Genomic DNA, 17,515 nt, shown 5'->3' with positions numbered 1-17,515 from the left:
TATGGGCGATTAAATCTGTCATTAGGTTACTACAATTAATTTTATATCTCTTGTTATTCATAATCTAAATGTCACTTATCAGTTAATGGTCGTGCGCTGCTCCAACCACTCTTCCAACTTGGTCGCGGGCAGCGCCTCTGAAAACAAAAATCCCTGACCAATCAAGTAACCTTGCCGGCTCAGCAAAGTGCGTTGGGCTTCATTTTCGACCCCCTCAACTATCACCGATAATTGCAAACTTTCACCGATGCGAATCACTGCTTCACTCAAGGTTCGGCTGGTTTCGTCATGCTCAAGGTCATGGACGAAACTTTTATCCAGCTTGATTTCATCGAGATCCAGGCGGCGTAGATAACTGAGGCTGGAATAACCAGTGCCAAAATCATCCATCGATAACCGGACGCCCAGACGATGAATTTTTTCGATAGTGGTGAAAATTGCCGGGTTACTTTCAATCAATATATCTTCAGTTATTTCCAGTGTTAGATCCTGTGGCGGCAGATGATAATGATGCAAAATATGCAAAATCATGTCCGGTAATCCGGGGTTATGGAAATTAGTCGGGGATAAGTTGACTGACACCGACGGAATGTCAATGCCCCTTAAGCGCCAGTCCGCCAGTTGCCGGCACGCGGTATCAATTGCCCACAGGGCAAGCTCGTTGATAAGGCCGCTATCCTCAGCAATAGGAATAAAATGTTGCGGCGGAATATTGCCCAATACCGGATGATTCCAGCGACTTAGCGCCTCGACACCATACAGATGACCGTCCTTTAGCATCACTTGCGGCTGATAAAATAGCTCAAGGGAGCCAATATGAAATGCATGACGCAGCGCATCTTCCATATCCTGGCGTTGTTGATTGAGATTATTCATTTCTACACTGAAGAAATTGAAATGCCCATGGCCCATATTTTTCGCTTTATGCATCGCGATATTGGCATGGTTCATCAAAGTGTCTATCTCCATGCCATTTTCCGGATACAAACTGATCCCCACACTGGCCGAAGGAATAATATTCATATTGGCTATTTGACAAGGCTGAGACAACAAGCTGAGCATCTTTTCCACTCGCGCCGTGGTTTGTTGCAGGGGGCTGGAGGCCAAAATAATAATAAATTCATCACCAGACAGGCGGCCAATAATGTCATTTTTGGGCAGACTGTCGCGCAGGCGCTCGGCAATAGCGGCAAGAAATGTATCACCTGCAGCATGGCCGAGCGAGTCATTGACTTGTTTAAAACGATCCAGATTAATCACCAGCACGGCCAGCGGATGATTCATTTCAGCCGCTAACGCAATGGCTTGTTTAGCATAAACCCAAAACTGGCTGCGATTGGGCAGCCCGGTTAATGAATCATAAAAAGCTAAATGTTGAATTTGTTTGCGTGATAGTTCCCGCTCCATGGCAAGAGAACACAAATCAGCCGTTAACTTGACCAGTTGGCGATGAAATTCACTTGGGCCTCGTACCTGTTTGTAATAAAAAGCAAAAGTCCCCAGGATTTTATCTTGGCTAGAGAGAATCGGTGTTGACCAGCATGCCAGCAGCCCGTGGGGGAGAATCAAATGGCGATAATTTTCCCATAGTGGGTCAGTGGCGATATCTTGTACTTCGACGGGTTGCTTGCGAAATGCGGCTGTACCGCAGGATCCAGCATATGGGCCGACCGGCACACAGGAGAGTGCGGCAGTATAAACCGGTGATAGAGAGGGGCCGGCAAGGAACGTAAGATAATTTTCCCCATTGATCTGTAAAATGCTAGCGGTCACCTCCGGGGCAATTCGCTCAATTTCGAGGCACAGCATAGACATCACTTCTTCGAGTGGGCGTTCCTGAACTAATGCAGCTAACACCGGATAAAGTTTCACCCACTCTCGGGTTAATTTTTGTTGTTCAATGAAAAAGGTAATGTCTTTGGCGATTTTGACCATCCGGGTCACTGAACCGTCAGGGCCGCGAACCGGCTGATAGATAGCCGCCAACCAGACAGTTGAACCGTCTTTATGTAATCGCTCAAAATGTCCTTCCAGTGATTGCCCCGCGAGTAAGCATTTTTTGATTTTTTGGTATTCTTCACTGTTGGCATAACCGGGATGACAAAACATTAAATGAGGTCGACCAATGACTTCTTCGCGTTTATAGCCAAAATAATCAAGATAGTTCTGATTAACTTCGATAATACGACCGTAAAGGTCAAACTCAATAATAGCTAATGAGTTATCTAATGCGCTTAATAAGGCATTGTTTTCGTCATAATCAGACGGCTCAGCTTTCTGCCATTTTACTGTTTTTTTTGTTTTCATTATAAATTCCCATGAAAAAGAATCGCTTGGCAGTTGTGTTGTTTGAGTGAAATCACCTATGGGGTTATTGAAATAGCACTATTTTCTAATAAACAAAATTAATGATAAATATTTAAATACTCATTAATTTATGGAATGCATAAATAATACGGCAGTCTTATTTATGTCAGTTTTATTGCTGTATCGGTATCTGGCATTAAGTTTAGTCGATAACCGGGCAGGGAAAGAGAAGATTTGTCGTGAGTATCGGGCCGTGCGGAGATTATTTTTAATGAATACCAATAACTATTATTGCTTGATAACACGTATTGCTTGATAACACGTATTGCTTGATAACACGTTAAATGCCATTACCTGACAAGGGCATATCAGGTAATGGCGAGCGAGTAGATCAGTGGTTAGGCATGATTATCCATCGAACCAAAGCGGCCATTGTTAAAATCAGCGATAGCCTCGGCAATTTGCTCCTCGGTATTCATCACAAAAGGCCCGTAACCGATAATGGGTTCCTCGATTGGTTCACCACTGAGCAATAACAGCACAGCATCATTATTGGCTTCGACAATCACCTTGCTACCGGCAGAACTCAACAACACCATTTCTGCATCACGGGCAACGGCATCGCCATTAATCTGCACAGTACCGCGCAACACAATTAGCGCGGTGTTCCAGCCATCGGGCAGTGAAAACTCAGTGCTTTTGCCCTGATTTAGCCGGATATCCCACACATTCAAGGGTGAGAAAGTCTGGGCAGGGCCATTTTCCTCAGCATAGTCCCCGGCAATGACGCGCAGACTACCCGCGCCCTCAGGCAATGTAACCTGAGGAATAGCTTCATTGCGAATGGCCTGATAACCCGGTGTGGTCATTTTGTCTTTTGCCGGTAAATTGACCCACAACTGCACCATTTCAAAAGCACCGCCGTGTTGTGCAAAGCTATCTGAATGAAACTCTTCATGCAGAATACCGCCACCTGCCGTCATCCATTGCACATCACCAGGGCCAATGATTCCACCTTTACCAGTAGAATCACGGTGCTCAACTTCACCCTGATACACAATAGTCACGGTTTCAAAGCCGCGATGTGGATGTTGCCCGACTCCACGCCGATGCTGGGTCGGGGTAAAATCCATCGGCCCGGCATAGTCCAGCAGCAGGAATGGGCTGAGTTGTTTGCCATGGCTTTGGTATGAAAACAGTGAGCGAACTGGGAAACCATCACCCACCCAATGTTGGCGCGGCGCACGATAAATACCTTGGACTTTTTTCATCGTAATCTCCTTACAACATCTTTAATAATAGAGAGCAGCCTTACAGTTCAATCTGCTTGGCTACAGATTGGGTAAAGTATATATTCAGGATAATCTAAGCAGTAGTTAGCAAAAGTGATTATCACTGTTCTATTATTGGGACAATAATAACTGTAGGTAACAGAAAGGCAGGATATGCAGGATCTCAATGACCTTTATTATTATGCCGAGGTGGTCGAGCACGGAGGATTCAGTGCCGCAGCTCGAGTATTGGGAGTGCCAAAGTCAAAATTGAGCCGGCGGTTAGCTTTATTGGAGGAGCGGCTGGGGGTGCGATTAATTCAGCGCTCAACTCGGCGCTTTGCGGTGACGGACGTCGGGCGCACCTATTATGAACACTGCAAAGCGATGCTGGAAGAAGCCAAAGCTGCACAAGAATCGATTGATTTAACGCGAGCAGAACCTCGCGGCGTGGTGCGCATTACTTGCCCAGTGGCACTGTTACAAGCCACAGTCAGCACCATGTTAGCGGATTTTATGGCCAGTTGCCCTCTGGTGACTCTTCATCTCGACGCGACAAATCGACAGGTCGATCCGGTGGCCGAAGCCATTGATATTGCTATTCGAGTGCGGCCACCGCCATTGCAAGACAGTGATTTGGTGCTGAAGGTGTTGGGTAACCGCTGCCAGTGTCTGGTTGCCAGCCCTGAGTTGATTGCGCGCCAAGGGGAAGTGAACGTGCCGGCTGATTTGACCGGCTGGCCAAGTCTTGGGCTAGGGCAGCCTCAGCAGGAATTTATCTGGAATTTAGAGGGGCCAGAAGGGGCGCATGCGGCAATTTATCATCAACCCCGGCTGGTGACCGCAGACATGACTACATTACGCAGCGCTGCCCTCAGTGGTGTCGGGGCGGTGCAGCTTCCGGTGATGATGGTGACGGAGCAATTGGCCGCCGGTGAACTCATCCGCCTATTACCGGAGTGGTCACTGCGCCATGAAATTATCCATGCCGTTTTCCCCTCACGACGCGGTTTATTACCCTCAGTGCGCAGTGTACTCGATTATTTGGCACTGAGTTTTAGCCAACTTGATGATCAATAAGGCTATTCTGGCATCAATCATTGTTTGTGGGGGTGCCGATATTGGCCGCCTATGCTTGTTATTTATCTTTGGTTTGCGATTCATGCTTATGACGATGGTGCGAGTCTGGGAAATGGGGATGAGAGTGCGCCATTGGCTGATGCCGATGAGAATGTTTATGCGGCACATTGGCACTGACCGGGAAATCATGTGAATGCTGATGATGTACATCATGAAGATGTTCGTGTTCGTGCAGTAAATCTTCATGGTTGTGCTGATGCTCATGCTGTTCAGTCAGATGCAACCCAATCCCAATTGCCATCAACAGCCCAGCAACCACTAAAGGTAATGTCACGGCATCCCCCATCGCAACAGCCAGCGCCGCGCCCAAGAATGGTGCAATGGAGAAGTAAGCGCCAGTGCGGGCGGTACCGAGGTGGCGTAAACCAATAACAAACAGCGCCAGACTCACACCATAGGCAAAAAATCCGACCAACAGGGCACCGGCCAGATTGGTCAGTGGTGGTAAGGTTGCGCCTAGGGCAAAGGCCAATGCGAGATTCACTATACCCGCCACCCATCCTTTAACCGAAGCAATCCACGTGGCGTCCGTCAAAGAGACTTTGCGGGTCAGATTGTTATCAATCCCCCAGGCGAAACAGGCACCCAGAATAGCCAGTGTTGGCCACAGTCCGGCAAAATGCGCTTCTCCCGGCCAGCTCAGAATAGCTGCACCGGCAACAATCACCACCATGCCCAGAGCAATGCGGCGGTCAAAATTCTCCTTGAAAGCAAACCAGGCGAGCAGGGCAGTAAATACCCCTTCAGCATTGAGTAACAGTGAGGCTCCCGATGCGGGCATACCGGTCAGGCCAATCATCAGCAGCACCGGCGCAATAATCCCCCCCGCAGTAATCGCGCCGATAAGCCACCATAGCTCATTACGCGGCAGGCTGACGGCGGCTGGGCGGGTTATCAAGCGATACAGCGCCAAACCCACACCTGAACCCAAATACAGTAAACCAGCCAGTAGCCACGGGCTAACCGTATTCAGCAATTGTTTCGCCAACGGGGTTCCGGCACCAAACAATGCTGCCGCCGTTAATGCCGCTAATACACCCGGTTGTCGCAGTCCATCATGCCATTTCATGGAGGTCACTCTGAGAATGAAGGGGAGTAGAAATTTTAGCGCATTAAAAAGCCGGAAAGCCATTTCTGTGGTAGAAAAAGATTGCCGGCTAGTTTGGTTGTTAATTATGTATAAATGTTAATTATCGACGGTTTGCCGATGAAACAATTCACGGAATACCGGATAAATATCTTCAGGATCCCGAATATGCTGCATGGCAAAGTTATCGTATTTTTCCTGCAAGTCTTCATATTCTCGCCACAGTGTTTGATGGGCACGGCGGGTGATTTCAATGTAGCTATAGTAACGCACCACAGGCAGGATTTTTTTCGCCAGTAATTCATGGCACAGCGGCGAATCATCGGCCCAGTTATCCCCATCTGAGGCTTGAGCCGCGTAGATATTCCATTGTGCGGGGTCATAGCGCTCTTGCACCACTTCGTCCATCATTTTCAGCGCACTGGAGACAATCGTCCCACCGGTTTCTTGCGAATAGAAAAACTCTTGTTCATCAACTTCTTTCGCTTGGGTGTGATGGCGAATATACACGACATCGACGTTTTTATAAGTGCGGCTCAGGAACAGATACAGCAGAATATAAAACCGCTTTGCCATGTCCTTGGTGGCTTGATCCATGGAGCCAGACACGTCCATCAAGCAAAACATCACTGCCTGACTTGAAGGTTCTGGACGGCGTTCATAGTTTTTATAACGCAAATCGAAGGTATCAATAAAAGGTACCCGGGCGATTTTTTGTTTTAATTCGGCAATGGCTTTGCGTATGCGTTCTTCTTCCAGCAATTGCGCCGGTTCCGAGTTTTCCAGCGCTTTCAGTGTCTCTTCCAATTCGCGCAATTCTCGACGTTTACTGGCGGTCATGGCAGTACGGCGGGCCAGTGAGTTTTGCAGTGAGCGCACCACACTGATATTGGCCGGCACCCCATTGGAGGTATAACCTGCACGGTGAGTTTTAAATTCGGTCAGCTGTTTATACTGATTTTTCTTCAGGTTAGGCAGCGCCAGATCTTCGAACAACAAATCGAGATATTCGTCTTTGGATATCTGAAAGACAAACTCATCTTCGCCTTCACCGTCCTGACCGGCATTCCCCTGACCACTGCCGCTACCGCCGCCACCACCTTGCGGGCGTTCTATGCGGTCATTGGTGACAAAATGGTCATTGCCGGGGTGAACTCGATGGCGTAATCCGCCACGGCCTTGATGGAACATCGGCTCATTGATGTCATCAATAGGTATTGAGACTGATTCGCCACTCTCAGTATCAGTTACTGACCTTTTATTGATAGCATCAGAAATTGATTGTTTAATTTGCGACTTATAGCGGCGCAAAAAGCGCTGGCGATTGACCATGCTTTTATTTTTGCCGTTAAGTCGCCTGTCAATAAAGTAGCCCATAACTCCCCCTGCCTCTATTCCCTGCATCTTCCGCACTGTTGCTGTGCTGACGAGCAACACAGCAACAATGTGGAATCAATCCCCGCGATATCATGGCGGACTAATAACAGGTTATGATGATTTTCTTACCCGCAGATACCATTCACACAGTAAACGAACCTGCTTGCGGGTATAACCTTTCTCCATCATTCGATCGACAAAGTCATCATGCTTTTTCTGCTCATCCGTTGAGGTTTTGGCGTTAAAGGAGATAACCGGCAATAACTCCTCAGTGTTGGAGAACATTTTCTTCTCAATCACGGTGCGCAACTTCTCATAGCTGGTCCAGTTTGGATTCCGGCCATTGTTATTGGCTCTGGCGCGCAACACAAAATTGACGATTTCATTACGGAAATCTTTCGGGTTGCTGATACCCGCTGGCTTTTCAATTTTCTCCAGTTCAGCATTCAGTGATTCACGGTCAAACAGTTGCCCAGTATCCGGATCACGGTATTCCTGATCCTGAATCCAGAAATCGGCGTAAATAACATAGCGGTCGAAAATATTCTGACCGTACTCAGAGTAAGATTCCAGATAGGCGGTTTGGATCTCTTTGCCGATAAACTCAGCGTATTTCGGGATCAAATACCCTTTCAGGTGCTCGAGGTATTTCTCCGCGATATCCTGTTGGAATTGCTCGCGTTCAATTTGCTGTTCTAATACATAGAACAGGTGCACCGGGTTGGCAGCCACTTCGGCATGGTCAAAGTTAAACACCCTTGAGAGGATTTTAAAGGCAAAACGGGTCGAAAGGCCGTTCATACCCTCATCAACCCCAGCATAGTCGCGATACTCTTGATAAGACTTGGCTTTAGGATCAGTATCTTTCAGACTTTCACCGTCATACACCCGCATTTTGGAGTAAATGCTGGAGTTTTCCGGCTCTTTCATTCTTGAAAGAATGGAGAAGCGCGCCAGTGTTTCCAAGGTGCCGGGGGCGCAAGGTGCATGAGTCAGTTCACTGTGAGTCAATAACTTGTCGTAAATTTTGATCTCTTCTGAAACCCGCAGGCAATAAGGCACTTTGACGATATACACACGGTCAAGGAAGGCTTCATTGTTTTTGTTATTACGGAATGTCACCCATTCTGATTCGTTAGAGTGCGCAAGAATAATACCGCTGAATGGTAGGGCGGATATCCCCTCAGTTCCGTTATAGTTCCCTTCCTGAGTTGCGGTCAGCAAGGGGTGTAGCACCTTAATGGGCGCTTTGAACATCTCGACGAACTCCATAATCCCTTGGTTCGCCCGGCACAATGCCCCGGAATAGCCATAAGCATCGGGGTCGTTCTGGGCATGATTTTCCAATTTACGGATATCAACCTTACCGACCAAAGCAGAGATATCCTGATTGTTTTCATCACCTGGCTCTGTTTTCGCAATCGCAACCTGCTCAAGAATAGAAGGCCAGACTTTGATGACTTTAAATTTGGTGATATCGCCGCCAAATTCGTGCAGACGTTTGGCCGCCCACGGCGACATAATAGTGCCAAGATAACGGCTGGGAATACTGTATTCTTTGGCCAGAATCGCCGCATCTTCCTGCGGGTTGAATAAGCACAATGGGTGGTCATTGACCGGGCTGCGTTCACCATTAGCACTTAATATATAGATAGGGACGCGTTGCATCAGGGCTTTCAAACGTTCAGCCAGTGATGATTTACCACCACCTACCGGGCCGAGCAAATAAAGGATCTGTTTCTTTTCTTCTAACCCTTGAGCGGCATGTTTGAGGTAAGAAACGATTTGCTCTATGGCCTCCTCCATACCATAGAACTCTTCAAATGCAGGGTAACGGGCGATAACTCGATTAGAGAATAGCCGCGACATCCGGGACTCAAGTGCGGTATCGACCATGACAGGCTCACCAATAGCCATCAGCAGACGTTCAGCCGCATTAGCATATGCACTGCGATCTTGCTGACAAATAGTGAGGAACTCCTGCAGTGTGAACTCTTCGTCCTTGGCAGCCTCATAGCGCTGGAGATAGTGATCAAATATGTTCATAGCGATGCCCGTCCTGTTTGAATGGTTGGGAACATAAAATAATAGTAGTGCTTTATTGGGTTAAAATTTTGAAACTACTACCTTATTGTTATGGTCGCGTCTCTCACAAAGGTCAAGTAGACATTAGGCGCAGACTCGCCACTGTCAGTACAATAAATAACCATCATTCGGTAATTAAATCTATTTTTTATTTCATTCCCAGTGTTTTATATATGATTAATGAAGATTATCTATTTGAATATCTTGTTATTTTATTGTAATCAAATCTACATAAATTTTAGGTTGTTAATTTGCTGTATATAGGCGATAAATTGCACAGCGAATGTTGATATCGTGCGGGAATGTGTAAAGATTTCGCCACGGACAAGCAATTGATTTACACTTAGTTAACTCATGATTTTGTTACCAAAGGGATTTTATCCGTGAAAAAACATTACATAAAAATGAAGCAAGTCAAAACATTGGCGGCATTGGCTATTGCTACCGCAGTTTGTATGCCAACTGCGATGGCTGGAACATGGTCTGTGGGGGCATCAGCATTAGTCAGTCCTGACCCTTATCGTGGCAAAAATGACCGTGTTTACCCCGTGCCTATCGTTTCTTATGAAAGTGATAATTTCTATTTCCGTACATTGGCTGCAGGTTATTATTTATGGAAAGATGATAATAATCGTTTGTCGATTGATGCTTATTACCTGCCGCTGCACTTTACGCCAGGTGATAGTGACGATCAGCAGATGAAGGCGCTGGATAAACGCCGCAGCACCATGATGGCAGGGATGTCATATTCTCACATTGAAGATTGGGGGACTATCCGTGCAATGTTCTCCGGTGACGTGCTGGATAACAGTGGCGGCTTTGTCGGTGATCTGGCCTATCTCTATCGCTTCAGTGTTGATAGCTGGACTCTAACGCCGGGCGTTGGTGTTAGCTGGAACAGTGAAGATCAGAACAAGTATTACTATGGCGTGAAGCGTGGGGAATCAGCCCGCAGTGGTTTGGCGCAGTACAGCCCGAATGATAGCTGGTCACCTTATCTGGAACTGTCGGCTAATTACAATATCAATCCCAATTGGAATGCTTTCTTTACTGGCCGTTATATCCATTTGGCAAATGAAGTGAAGAATAGCCCTATGGTAGATGCATCTTGGACGGGTGTGCTGTGGACTGGGGTGACTTACACCTTCCGCTAATTTATCGCGCACGATATCTGAACCATAAAAAATGGGGCATAAAGCCCCATTTTTGTATCTGTAATATAGGTCGTTATTGAGAATTCTTACGGCTACGGATGGTCATGGCGAGGCGAGCAGGGGAATCTGACGTCGCAACCAAAGGTTTGTTGACACGCGCAGTCTCGACACAAACCATTGTTTTATAACCATCATTTGGCATATCAACCATGCTGCTGGACAGCTCTGCTCCTGGGTTCCATGCAACCACATCACTTTGATGATGATGATGTACTTCAATGGTCCGTTTCAGCGCGGCATCTTTTATCAAACTGTAAGTTTCTGGCTGGGTATAAATTCGGTCAGTCTGACCATCAAACACCAAATCGCCTTGTTGAGTGGCATCAGCCACTTTCAGCACTTTATCAAGATACTTTTCGCCTAAGCCACTGATCTTAATCTGGTTGATATCGCCAATCTGGAAATAAGTATGTAACGCAGCAACCGCTTCGTAATCGCCGTGTGATTCTAATTCCATTTCACATTCTTCACCTAGCTTGAAGCGGGCAATCAAAGTGAATGGATGTGGCCAGAATTGACGGGATGCATCACTGTCTTCCAGTGTGAAGGTCAGGATAACCCCATTTTCATTCTCATCATGGGCGCTAAGCGTCCATGGCAGTAAACGAGCAAAACCATGAGGAGGTTGCGCTGATGGGCCAAACCAAGGCCAACAAATGGGTACACCACCACGAATAGCGACACCGTTTTTAAATGGCGTGTTATTGCTCAACCAGATAACCGGTTGTTCACCGCTTGGTTGGTAAGCCAATAAATGAGCACCTTGCAAGCTAACTGCGGCACGTACTTTTGGATGGGAAACGACCACAATTGGCAGGTCATCCAACTGACGCTGACTGATGTAAGGTGAAATTTGTTCAACAACAGGTAGGGTGAAGATTTTCTCGTTCATTCGTTTGGCCTTATGAGAAAAGGGGCTGGAGATCCATTGAACTTCAGACTTTCGATAATATCACAGGCTTTAAATCTTGCAGCAAATCAACGATAAAGTAGTAGCGTATCATTGATATTGCGCAACTTTTTATAGGGCTGAAATGGGCAGGGCGGTGGGTTCATCAATGACAGGTAATAAAAAAGCCACTCGAATGAAAGTGGCTTTTGGTGGAAATTTATACTCTAAATATCAATCCATTATTTGGAGATATGAGAGATCAAATCCAGAACTTTGTTTGAGTAGCCAGTTTCGTTATCGTACCAAGAAACCAGTTTCACAAAGTTGTCATTCAACGCGATACCGGCTTTAGCATCGAATACTGAAGTCAGTTTTTCGCCGTTGAAATCGGTAGAAACAACGTCGTCTTCGGTGTAACCCAGAACGCCTTTCAGCTCGCCTTCTGAAGCTGCTTTGATTGCAGCACAGATTTCTTTGTAAGAAGCTGGTTTTTCCAGACGTGCAGTCAGGTCAACAACAGAAACGTTAGGAGTAGGAACGCGGAACGCCATACCCGTCAGTTTGCCGTTCAGTGCTGGGATAACTTTACCCACTGCTTTAGCTGCACCGGTAGAAGAAGGGATGATGTTCTGGGATGCGCCGCGGCCGCCGCGCCAGTCTTTGTGAGACGGGCCATCAACAGTTTTCTGAGTTGCGGTAGTTGCATGCACAGTGGTCATCAGCGCTTCAACGATGCCGAACTTGTCGTTGATCACTTTAGCCAGTGGAGCCAGGCAGTTAGTGGTACAAGAAGCGTTAGAAACGATTTCCTGACCTGCGTATTCTTTGTGGTTTACGCCCATAACGAACATTGGGGTGTCATCTTTAGACGGGCCAGTCAGAACAACTTTCTTCGCGCCAGCAGCGATGTGCTTACGTGCAGTTTCGTCGGTCAGGAACAAGCCAGTTGCTTCAGCAACAACGTCAACGTTGACTTCGTTCCACTTCAGGTTAGCCGGATCTCTCTCTGCGGTAACACGGATGGTTTTACCGTTAACAACCAGATGGCCGTCTTTTACTTCTACAGTACCGTCGAAACGACCGTGGGTAGAGTCGTATTTCAGCATGTACGCCATGTATTCAGCGTCCAACAGGTCGTTGATTGCAACGATCTCGATGTCAGAACGTTCCTGAGCAGCACGGAAAACAATGCGACCGATACGGCCAAAACCGTTGATACCTACTTTGATAGTCATATATTCCACCAGCTATTTGTTAGTGAATAAAAGGTTGGTTGTAAAATTACAAAAACCTTACCGAGCGTCAAGCGGAATCGTGTCAATTATTGCTACAAATCAAACCAAGGACGTTAGATCGAACATTAATTACGCGTTTCCAGATACGATTAGCCTCATTTTTATATTGGGGCGAATTATTCAGTTTAAAGTGAGAATCAGTAATATTTGCGATTTTTATCACATTTATACTGTTGCCACTTTGATGGCATACAGTTTAGGACAATTTTAACTGCTTTGTTGTTAATTTTTTGTTATTATTAGACGTTGTTTTCGTTGACTTTATTCCCTGCCAGAGAACCGCACAAATGGCTAAAGAACTGAACCCTACAGAAAATATTGAGAAACTGACCGATATTCAGCGGCATGTCACCCAACAGCGGGGGACGGAAGCACCTTTTAGCGGAAAGTTACTGCATAATAAGCGCGAGGGCATCTACCAATGTCTGTGCTGTCATCAGCCGCTTTTTATCTCAGAATCAAAGTTTGATTCCGGCTGTGGTTGGCCGAGTTTTTATCAGCCGCTTGATGCAGAATCTATCCGCTATATTGATGATTATTCTCATAATATGCACCGTGTTGAGATCCGTTGTGGTCATTGTGATGCGCACTTGGGGCATGTCTTCCCTGATGGCCCACAACCGACCGGCGAGCGCTATTGCGTGAACTCGGCATCACTGAATTTTGTTGATGATCAAAATGGTGAACAAACTGCAGGTTAAATGTGCATTTTTGTCCCCCCATTTTAGATGTGAAAAATCGATTCAGCTTATTATTCGTTTACTGAGGATGCTCTGATGGAGCTTGAAGACCTGATTTCAGTGATGACGCCCGAAATTTACCAGCGTTTGATGCAAGCCGTTGAGTTAGGTAAATGGCCCGATGGTGTGGCACTGACGCCGGAACAGAAAGAGAACAGCCTGCAAATGGTCATGCTGTGGCAAGCGCGTCATAATAAGGATGCACAGCATATGAGCATCGGTACCGATGGCCAGATAGTGATGAAAACCAAACAAGAGCTGAAGCAGCAATTCAGCCAGCCGACACTGGTCAAGTTGAAGCCCGAGTGATCACTAAGGTAAGTCAGGTTGAATGCACAATTTAAGTTGCAGGTTCAAACGGAGCCACATTCGGCTCCGTTGATGTTTATACCCGTCAACCCGCCAGTGCTTTTATTTCAGCCATAAACTGTTCCAACGACTGTATGTTTGCTCCTGCTGCATTCATTGCATCAAGGGCCTGCTGGCTGTCTTGTGGTTGCAGATTGACCCCACGGCAACCCTCACTGATGACGGATGTTTTATAACCTAATGTCAATGCATCTAACACGGTGTATTTCACACAGTAATCTGTTGCCAACCCCATAATGAACAAATGGTCAATTCCCTGCTGTCGTAACCAATCGTCCAGTGGCGTTTTCGCTCGTCGACCATTGTCGAAAAAGGCGCTGTAGCTGTCGATATCAGGATCTTGGCCTTTACGGAAAATGTCGATAATCGCCTCTTGATTTAACTGCGGATGCAAAGCCGCGCCAGACGTATTTTGGACACAATGCACTGGCCACCACACTTGGGGTAATCCCGCCAAATCACCGACAGTCCAAGGCTCAGCCTGTGAATTAACGGCAAAACTCCGGTGCCCGGCAGGGTGCCAATCCTGACTGGCGATGACCGGTATTTTGTGTCTCAGACAGGTGTCAATAGCCTCATTAGCAATGGCAATCACTGCATCACCCTCGGCAACCGCCAACGCACCACCGGGACAAAAATCATTTTGTAAATCAATTAAGAGCAGTGCGGTATTCATTCACATTCCACCAAATCAGTTAGTCTCAGTCAGTTCGCCGCGCAGGTTTTGTTGCATCAACTGGCGAATCTCTTCGGGGGAGAGAGATTGGCTTAATAAATAATGCAATTTAGTCAGTGCCGCTTCCACCGTCATATCAAAGCCACTGATAACACCGGCGTGCGCTAACGCATTCCCGGTGGCATATCCGTCCATATTGACTCTGCCAGAAATACACTGTGTCAGATTCATCACTACAATACCGCGGTCGCTGGCATTTTTTAACTCATCTAATAACTCGGCTTTTTGTGGTGCATTTCCCACACCATAGGAGCGCAATATAAGCGCTTTTACCGGTTGCAACAGGAAATTGCGCACCACCGCCCCAGAGATTCCAGGATAAATAGTGACGACCCCAATGGGTTGAGGTGTGATCTTGTGAACAATCAATGGGCCGTTAACCGCCGGGGATTCGACTGCGGCCATCCGGCGAATATGAATCCCGGCCTCAAGCAACACCGACAAATTAGGAGAAGCAAAAGCATCAAATCCATCAGCATGTGCTTTGGTGGTGCGGTTACCGCGAAAAAGTTTGTTATTAAAGAACAAACTAACTTCATTCACCGGGTGATTGGCAGCCAGATAGAGCGCGTTGAGTAAGTTGGTTTGCCCGTCAGAACGCAACTCGGCCAAAGGAATTTGCGAACCGGTAACAATCACCGGTTTAGCTAAATTCTCCAGCATAAAAGAGAGGGCGGAGGCAGTAAATGCCATGGTGTCAGTGCCGTGCAAAATAACAAAGCCATCATATAAATCGTAATTTTGCTGAATATCATTGGCAATATGCTGCCAGTCCTCCGGTGTCATATCCGAAGAATCAATCAATGGGGCATATTCATGGATAGTAAAATCCGGCATCTCGGGGCGATGGAATTCCGGCATTAGCGCAAGCTGGCGCTGTAGATGGCCGGAAACAGGAATGTATCCGTTATCTGAGCGCTGCATGCCAATAGTCCCGCCAGTATAGGCGACATAAATAGATTTCTTTTGCATGGGTCATATGCCTAAAAAATAGTACAAAATGAGATAGATGAATTATAGGGCGACTGGCGAGGAAAAAAAGCCCGGCGGGTGCCGGGCAGAGTATTTATCTACTATTTACTCAATTGACTAGCGCACATCACCGCATGTTAGACATAAAACATAGCGATTCTGCGGGTCATTGAGTGTATTTAATAAATTGGGTTGATCTTTCACCGCTTGCGCCATTGCGGAAATAGGCGCAGGCAACCAGGCTTGAATTGCAGCAGGCAACATCGCCTGTACTGATGCGCTCATTTGACCGAAAATCAAATCACTGAGGCTTGGTTCATCAACAAACCAGTTCAGTTGCCAGGTTTTCAGTTGTGCCAGCTCAGCCACTTTCTTAACGGCGTCATCAAAGTCACCCAGTTGATCTACCAGACCATTATTTTTGGCATCCAGCCCAATCCACACATGGCCCTGCGCGATTTGGTCAACTTGCTCTGGCGTTTTGTGGCGGGCAGTCGCAACCAAATCAATAAAGGTTTTATAACCATTTTCGATATTGATTTGCATCATCTGAGAGAACTCAGGCGGCAAGTCTTTGGTCACAGAAATATTCGCCAGTGGTGAAGTCGCGACACCGTCGGTATGCACGCCAATGCTTTCCAGTGTATTTTGGAAAGTATTAATCACCCCGAAAATACCAATCGAGCCGGTCAAGGTGCTTGGGTTAGCGATGATATAGTTAGCTGGGGTTGAGATCCAATACCCACCTGAGGCGGCCATACCGCCCATTGATACCACTAATGGTTTATTGGCTGCACGTAACGCCGCTAATTCAGAGCGAATCAGTTCAGAGGCGCTCACGCTACCGCCTGGGCTGTTTACCCGCAAGATAACAGCTTTAATTTTTGGATCCAAACGCGCCTGACGAATTTGCGCCGCCAGAGCATCACCGCCAACATTCCCAGGGGTCTGTGGGCCATCCATAATCGCGCCATTAGCAAAGAGAACCGCTATCTGCTCGCCTTGTTGTGGGGTTGGTGTCGGTTGGTAGTCATAAATGCTGACATAGTTGAAATCGTTACTTTTCTTATCCCAGCCAAAGGCTTTAACCAACTCATTTTCCACGTCCGGACGTGTGGCTAATTGATCAACCAGTTTGCTCGCCAGTGCATATTGCGCCGGAGAACCGCCAGCGGCCTGTAAACCACTGATAACCCCCGCAGCCCCTGGGAATAATTGTTCTGGGGTTAATTGCCGGTTAGCGGAAACCGCCGTCAGATAATTTTGCCATAGACCGCCAATCCAACGGCTGTCTGCTTCCCGTGCAGCCGGCGACATATCATCACGAATCATCGGCTCTACCGCCGATTTATAGGTGCCGACACGGAAGATATTGGTGGTGACTTTGAGTTTTTCCAGTAACGATTTGTAATACAGATTATTGCTGGCAAACCCATGCAGATCGATCGCCCCTTGTGGGGACAGATAGATCTTATTGGCAAAGCTGGCTAAATAGTATTGAGTTTGATTATAACTATCGCCAATAGCATAAATGGGTTTGCCCGAATCACGGAACTCCCGCAGTGCTTTCCCAATATATTGTAGAGAGGGCTGATCAGCACCGGTAAAGTCACTCAGTGATAACACCAAGCCAGTAATATTATTATCATTTTTTGCCAGACGGATGGTTTCGACAATATCAAACAGGGAGTTTTCCTGTAGACGATTGCTCGATGCGCCTAAGAACTCACGCCCTAATTGACGCAGTTTATTATTAACCGCGGGCTGATCGACCACGACACCCGTTAAATTCACTAACAGCGCGCCTTTAACTGGCTCTGTCGGCTTACTTTGGAACTGAAGGTAAACACCGACACCGACCAAAATCAGCAGTATCAGGAAAAGATTAAGAATAAACTCTCTGGCAAAATTCAGCAGACGCCAGGTCCACTTGAAAAAACCAGCAATAATTCGCCACAAAGTGCGCATGTTATCTCCAACAAAACCGGGCAAGTACAGTTATCCTAATGACCTGACGAACAAAAGTCAGC

General features: G+C 46.9%; 14 protein-coding genes. 4 read left to right on the top strand and 10 right to left on the bottom strand.

The annotated features are described in order from the left end of the window. Window positions 1-78: 78 nt before the first annotated feature. Window positions 79-2,307: an EAL domain-containing protein gene (locus OVO64_RS04430; RefSeq protein WP_145586204.1), complete on the bottom strand. Its 2,229-nt coding sequence runs from the start codon at window positions 2,305-2,307 to the stop codon at window positions 79-81. Window positions 2,308-2,705: 398 nt separating this feature from the next. Beyond that, window positions 2,706-3,578, bottom strand: coding sequence for a pirin family protein (locus OVO64_RS04425; RefSeq protein WP_038633282.1), 873 nt, complete (start codon window positions 3,576-3,578; stop codon window positions 2,706-2,708). 174 nt (window positions 3,579-3,752) lie between these two features. Between OVO64_RS04425 and OVO64_RS04420 the strand changes: the two genes are divergently transcribed. Next, window positions 3,753-4,658 (top strand): LysR family transcriptional regulator, encoded by a 906-nt coding sequence (locus OVO64_RS04420; protein ID WP_120011241.1) that lies wholly within the window; start codon window positions 3,753-3,755, stop codon window positions 4,656-4,658. A gap of 58 nt (window positions 4,659-4,716) precedes the next feature. Here OVO64_RS04420 and OVO64_RS04415 read toward each other — a convergent pair whose 3' ends face one another. From OVO64_RS04415 to yeaG, 3 genes are all read right to left on the bottom strand, one after another. Next, entirely contained in the window at window positions 4,717-5,787 is a 1,071-nt protein-coding gene (locus OVO64_RS04415) for a DMT family transporter (RefSeq protein ID WP_038633276.1), read from the bottom strand. Between the two features lie 117 nt (window positions 5,788-5,904). Next, complete coding sequence (locus OVO64_RS04410) at window positions 5,905-7,182, bottom strand: YeaH/YhbH family protein (RefSeq protein ID WP_038633274.1); 1,278 nt, start codon at window positions 7,180-7,182, stop codon at window positions 5,905-5,907. Window positions 7,183-7,293: 111 nt separating this feature from the next. Then, window positions 7,294-9,228, bottom strand: a complete 1,935-nt coding sequence (gene yeaG, locus OVO64_RS04405; RefSeq protein ID WP_004390941.1) for a protein kinase YeaG — start codon at window positions 9,226-9,228, stop codon at window positions 7,294-7,296. Between the two features lie 443 nt (window positions 9,229-9,671). Here yeaG and OVO64_RS04400 point away from each other — a divergent pair, with 443 nt between their 5' ends. Next, on the top strand, window positions 9,672-10,421 hold the full coding sequence (locus OVO64_RS04400) for a MipA/OmpV family protein (RefSeq protein WP_390613832.1): 750 nt from the start codon (window positions 9,672-9,674) through the stop codon (window positions 10,419-10,421). A 73-nt stretch (window positions 10,422-10,494) separates the two neighbouring features. On the opposite strand, the gene OVO64_RS04395 is transcribed toward OVO64_RS04400, so the two are convergent. Both OVO64_RS04395 and gapA read right to left on the bottom strand, forming a co-directional pair. Beyond that, on the bottom strand, window positions 10,495-11,373 hold the full coding sequence (locus OVO64_RS04395) for a D-hexose-6-phosphate mutarotase (RefSeq protein ID WP_038633270.1): 879 nt from the start codon (window positions 11,371-11,373) through the stop codon (window positions 10,495-10,497). Between the two features lie 239 nt (window positions 11,374-11,612). Then, complete coding sequence (gene gapA, locus OVO64_RS04390; protein ID WP_032819960.1) at window positions 11,613-12,608, bottom strand: glyceraldehyde-3-phosphate dehydrogenase; 996 nt, start codon at window positions 12,606-12,608, stop codon at window positions 11,613-11,615. A 347-nt stretch (window positions 12,609-12,955) separates the two neighbouring features. Here gapA and msrB point away from each other — a divergent pair, with 347 nt between their 5' ends. Together msrB and OVO64_RS04380 are read left to right on the top strand one after the other, a co-directional pair. Then, window positions 12,956-13,369: a peptide-methionine (R)-S-oxide reductase MsrB gene (gene msrB, locus OVO64_RS04385; protein WP_038633268.1), complete on the top strand. Its 414-nt coding sequence runs from the start codon at window positions 12,956-12,958 to the stop codon at window positions 13,367-13,369. Between the two features lie 75 nt (window positions 13,370-13,444). Then, window positions 13,445-13,717 (top strand): YeaC family protein, encoded by a 273-nt coding sequence (locus tag OVO64_RS04380; protein ID WP_038633265.1) that lies wholly within the window; start codon window positions 13,445-13,447, stop codon window positions 13,715-13,717. An 85-nt stretch (window positions 13,718-13,802) separates the two neighbouring features. Here OVO64_RS04380 and pncA read toward each other — a convergent pair whose 3' ends face one another. The 3 genes from pncA to sppA all read right to left on the bottom strand — a co-directional run bounded on the left by pncA (window position 13,803) and on the right by sppA (window position 17,453). Next, on the bottom strand, window positions 13,803-14,453 hold the full coding sequence (gene pncA / locus OVO64_RS04375) for a bifunctional nicotinamidase/pyrazinamidase (protein ID WP_038633263.1): 651 nt from the start codon (window positions 14,451-14,453) through the stop codon (window positions 13,803-13,805). Between the two features lie 15 nt (window positions 14,454-14,468). Further along, a complete protein-coding gene (ansA, locus tag OVO64_RS04370; protein ID WP_038633260.1) occupies window positions 14,469-15,485 on the bottom strand; it encodes an asparaginase in 1,017 nt (338 codons plus the stop codon). Window positions 15,486-15,602: 117 nt separating this feature from the next. After that, on the bottom strand, window positions 15,603-17,453 hold the full coding sequence (sppA, locus tag OVO64_RS04365; protein WP_038633258.1) for a signal peptide peptidase SppA: 1,851 nt from the start codon (window positions 17,451-17,453) through the stop codon (window positions 15,603-15,605). Window positions 17,454-17,515 lie beyond the last annotated feature (62 nt).

Source organism: Yersinia sp. Marseille-Q5920, from assembly GCF_946902935.1.
Classification (GTDB): Bacteria; Pseudomonadota; Gammaproteobacteria; order Enterobacterales; family Enterobacteriaceae; genus Yersinia; species Yersinia rochesterensis.
This window is presented reverse-complemented; position numbering and strand designations above follow the sequence as displayed.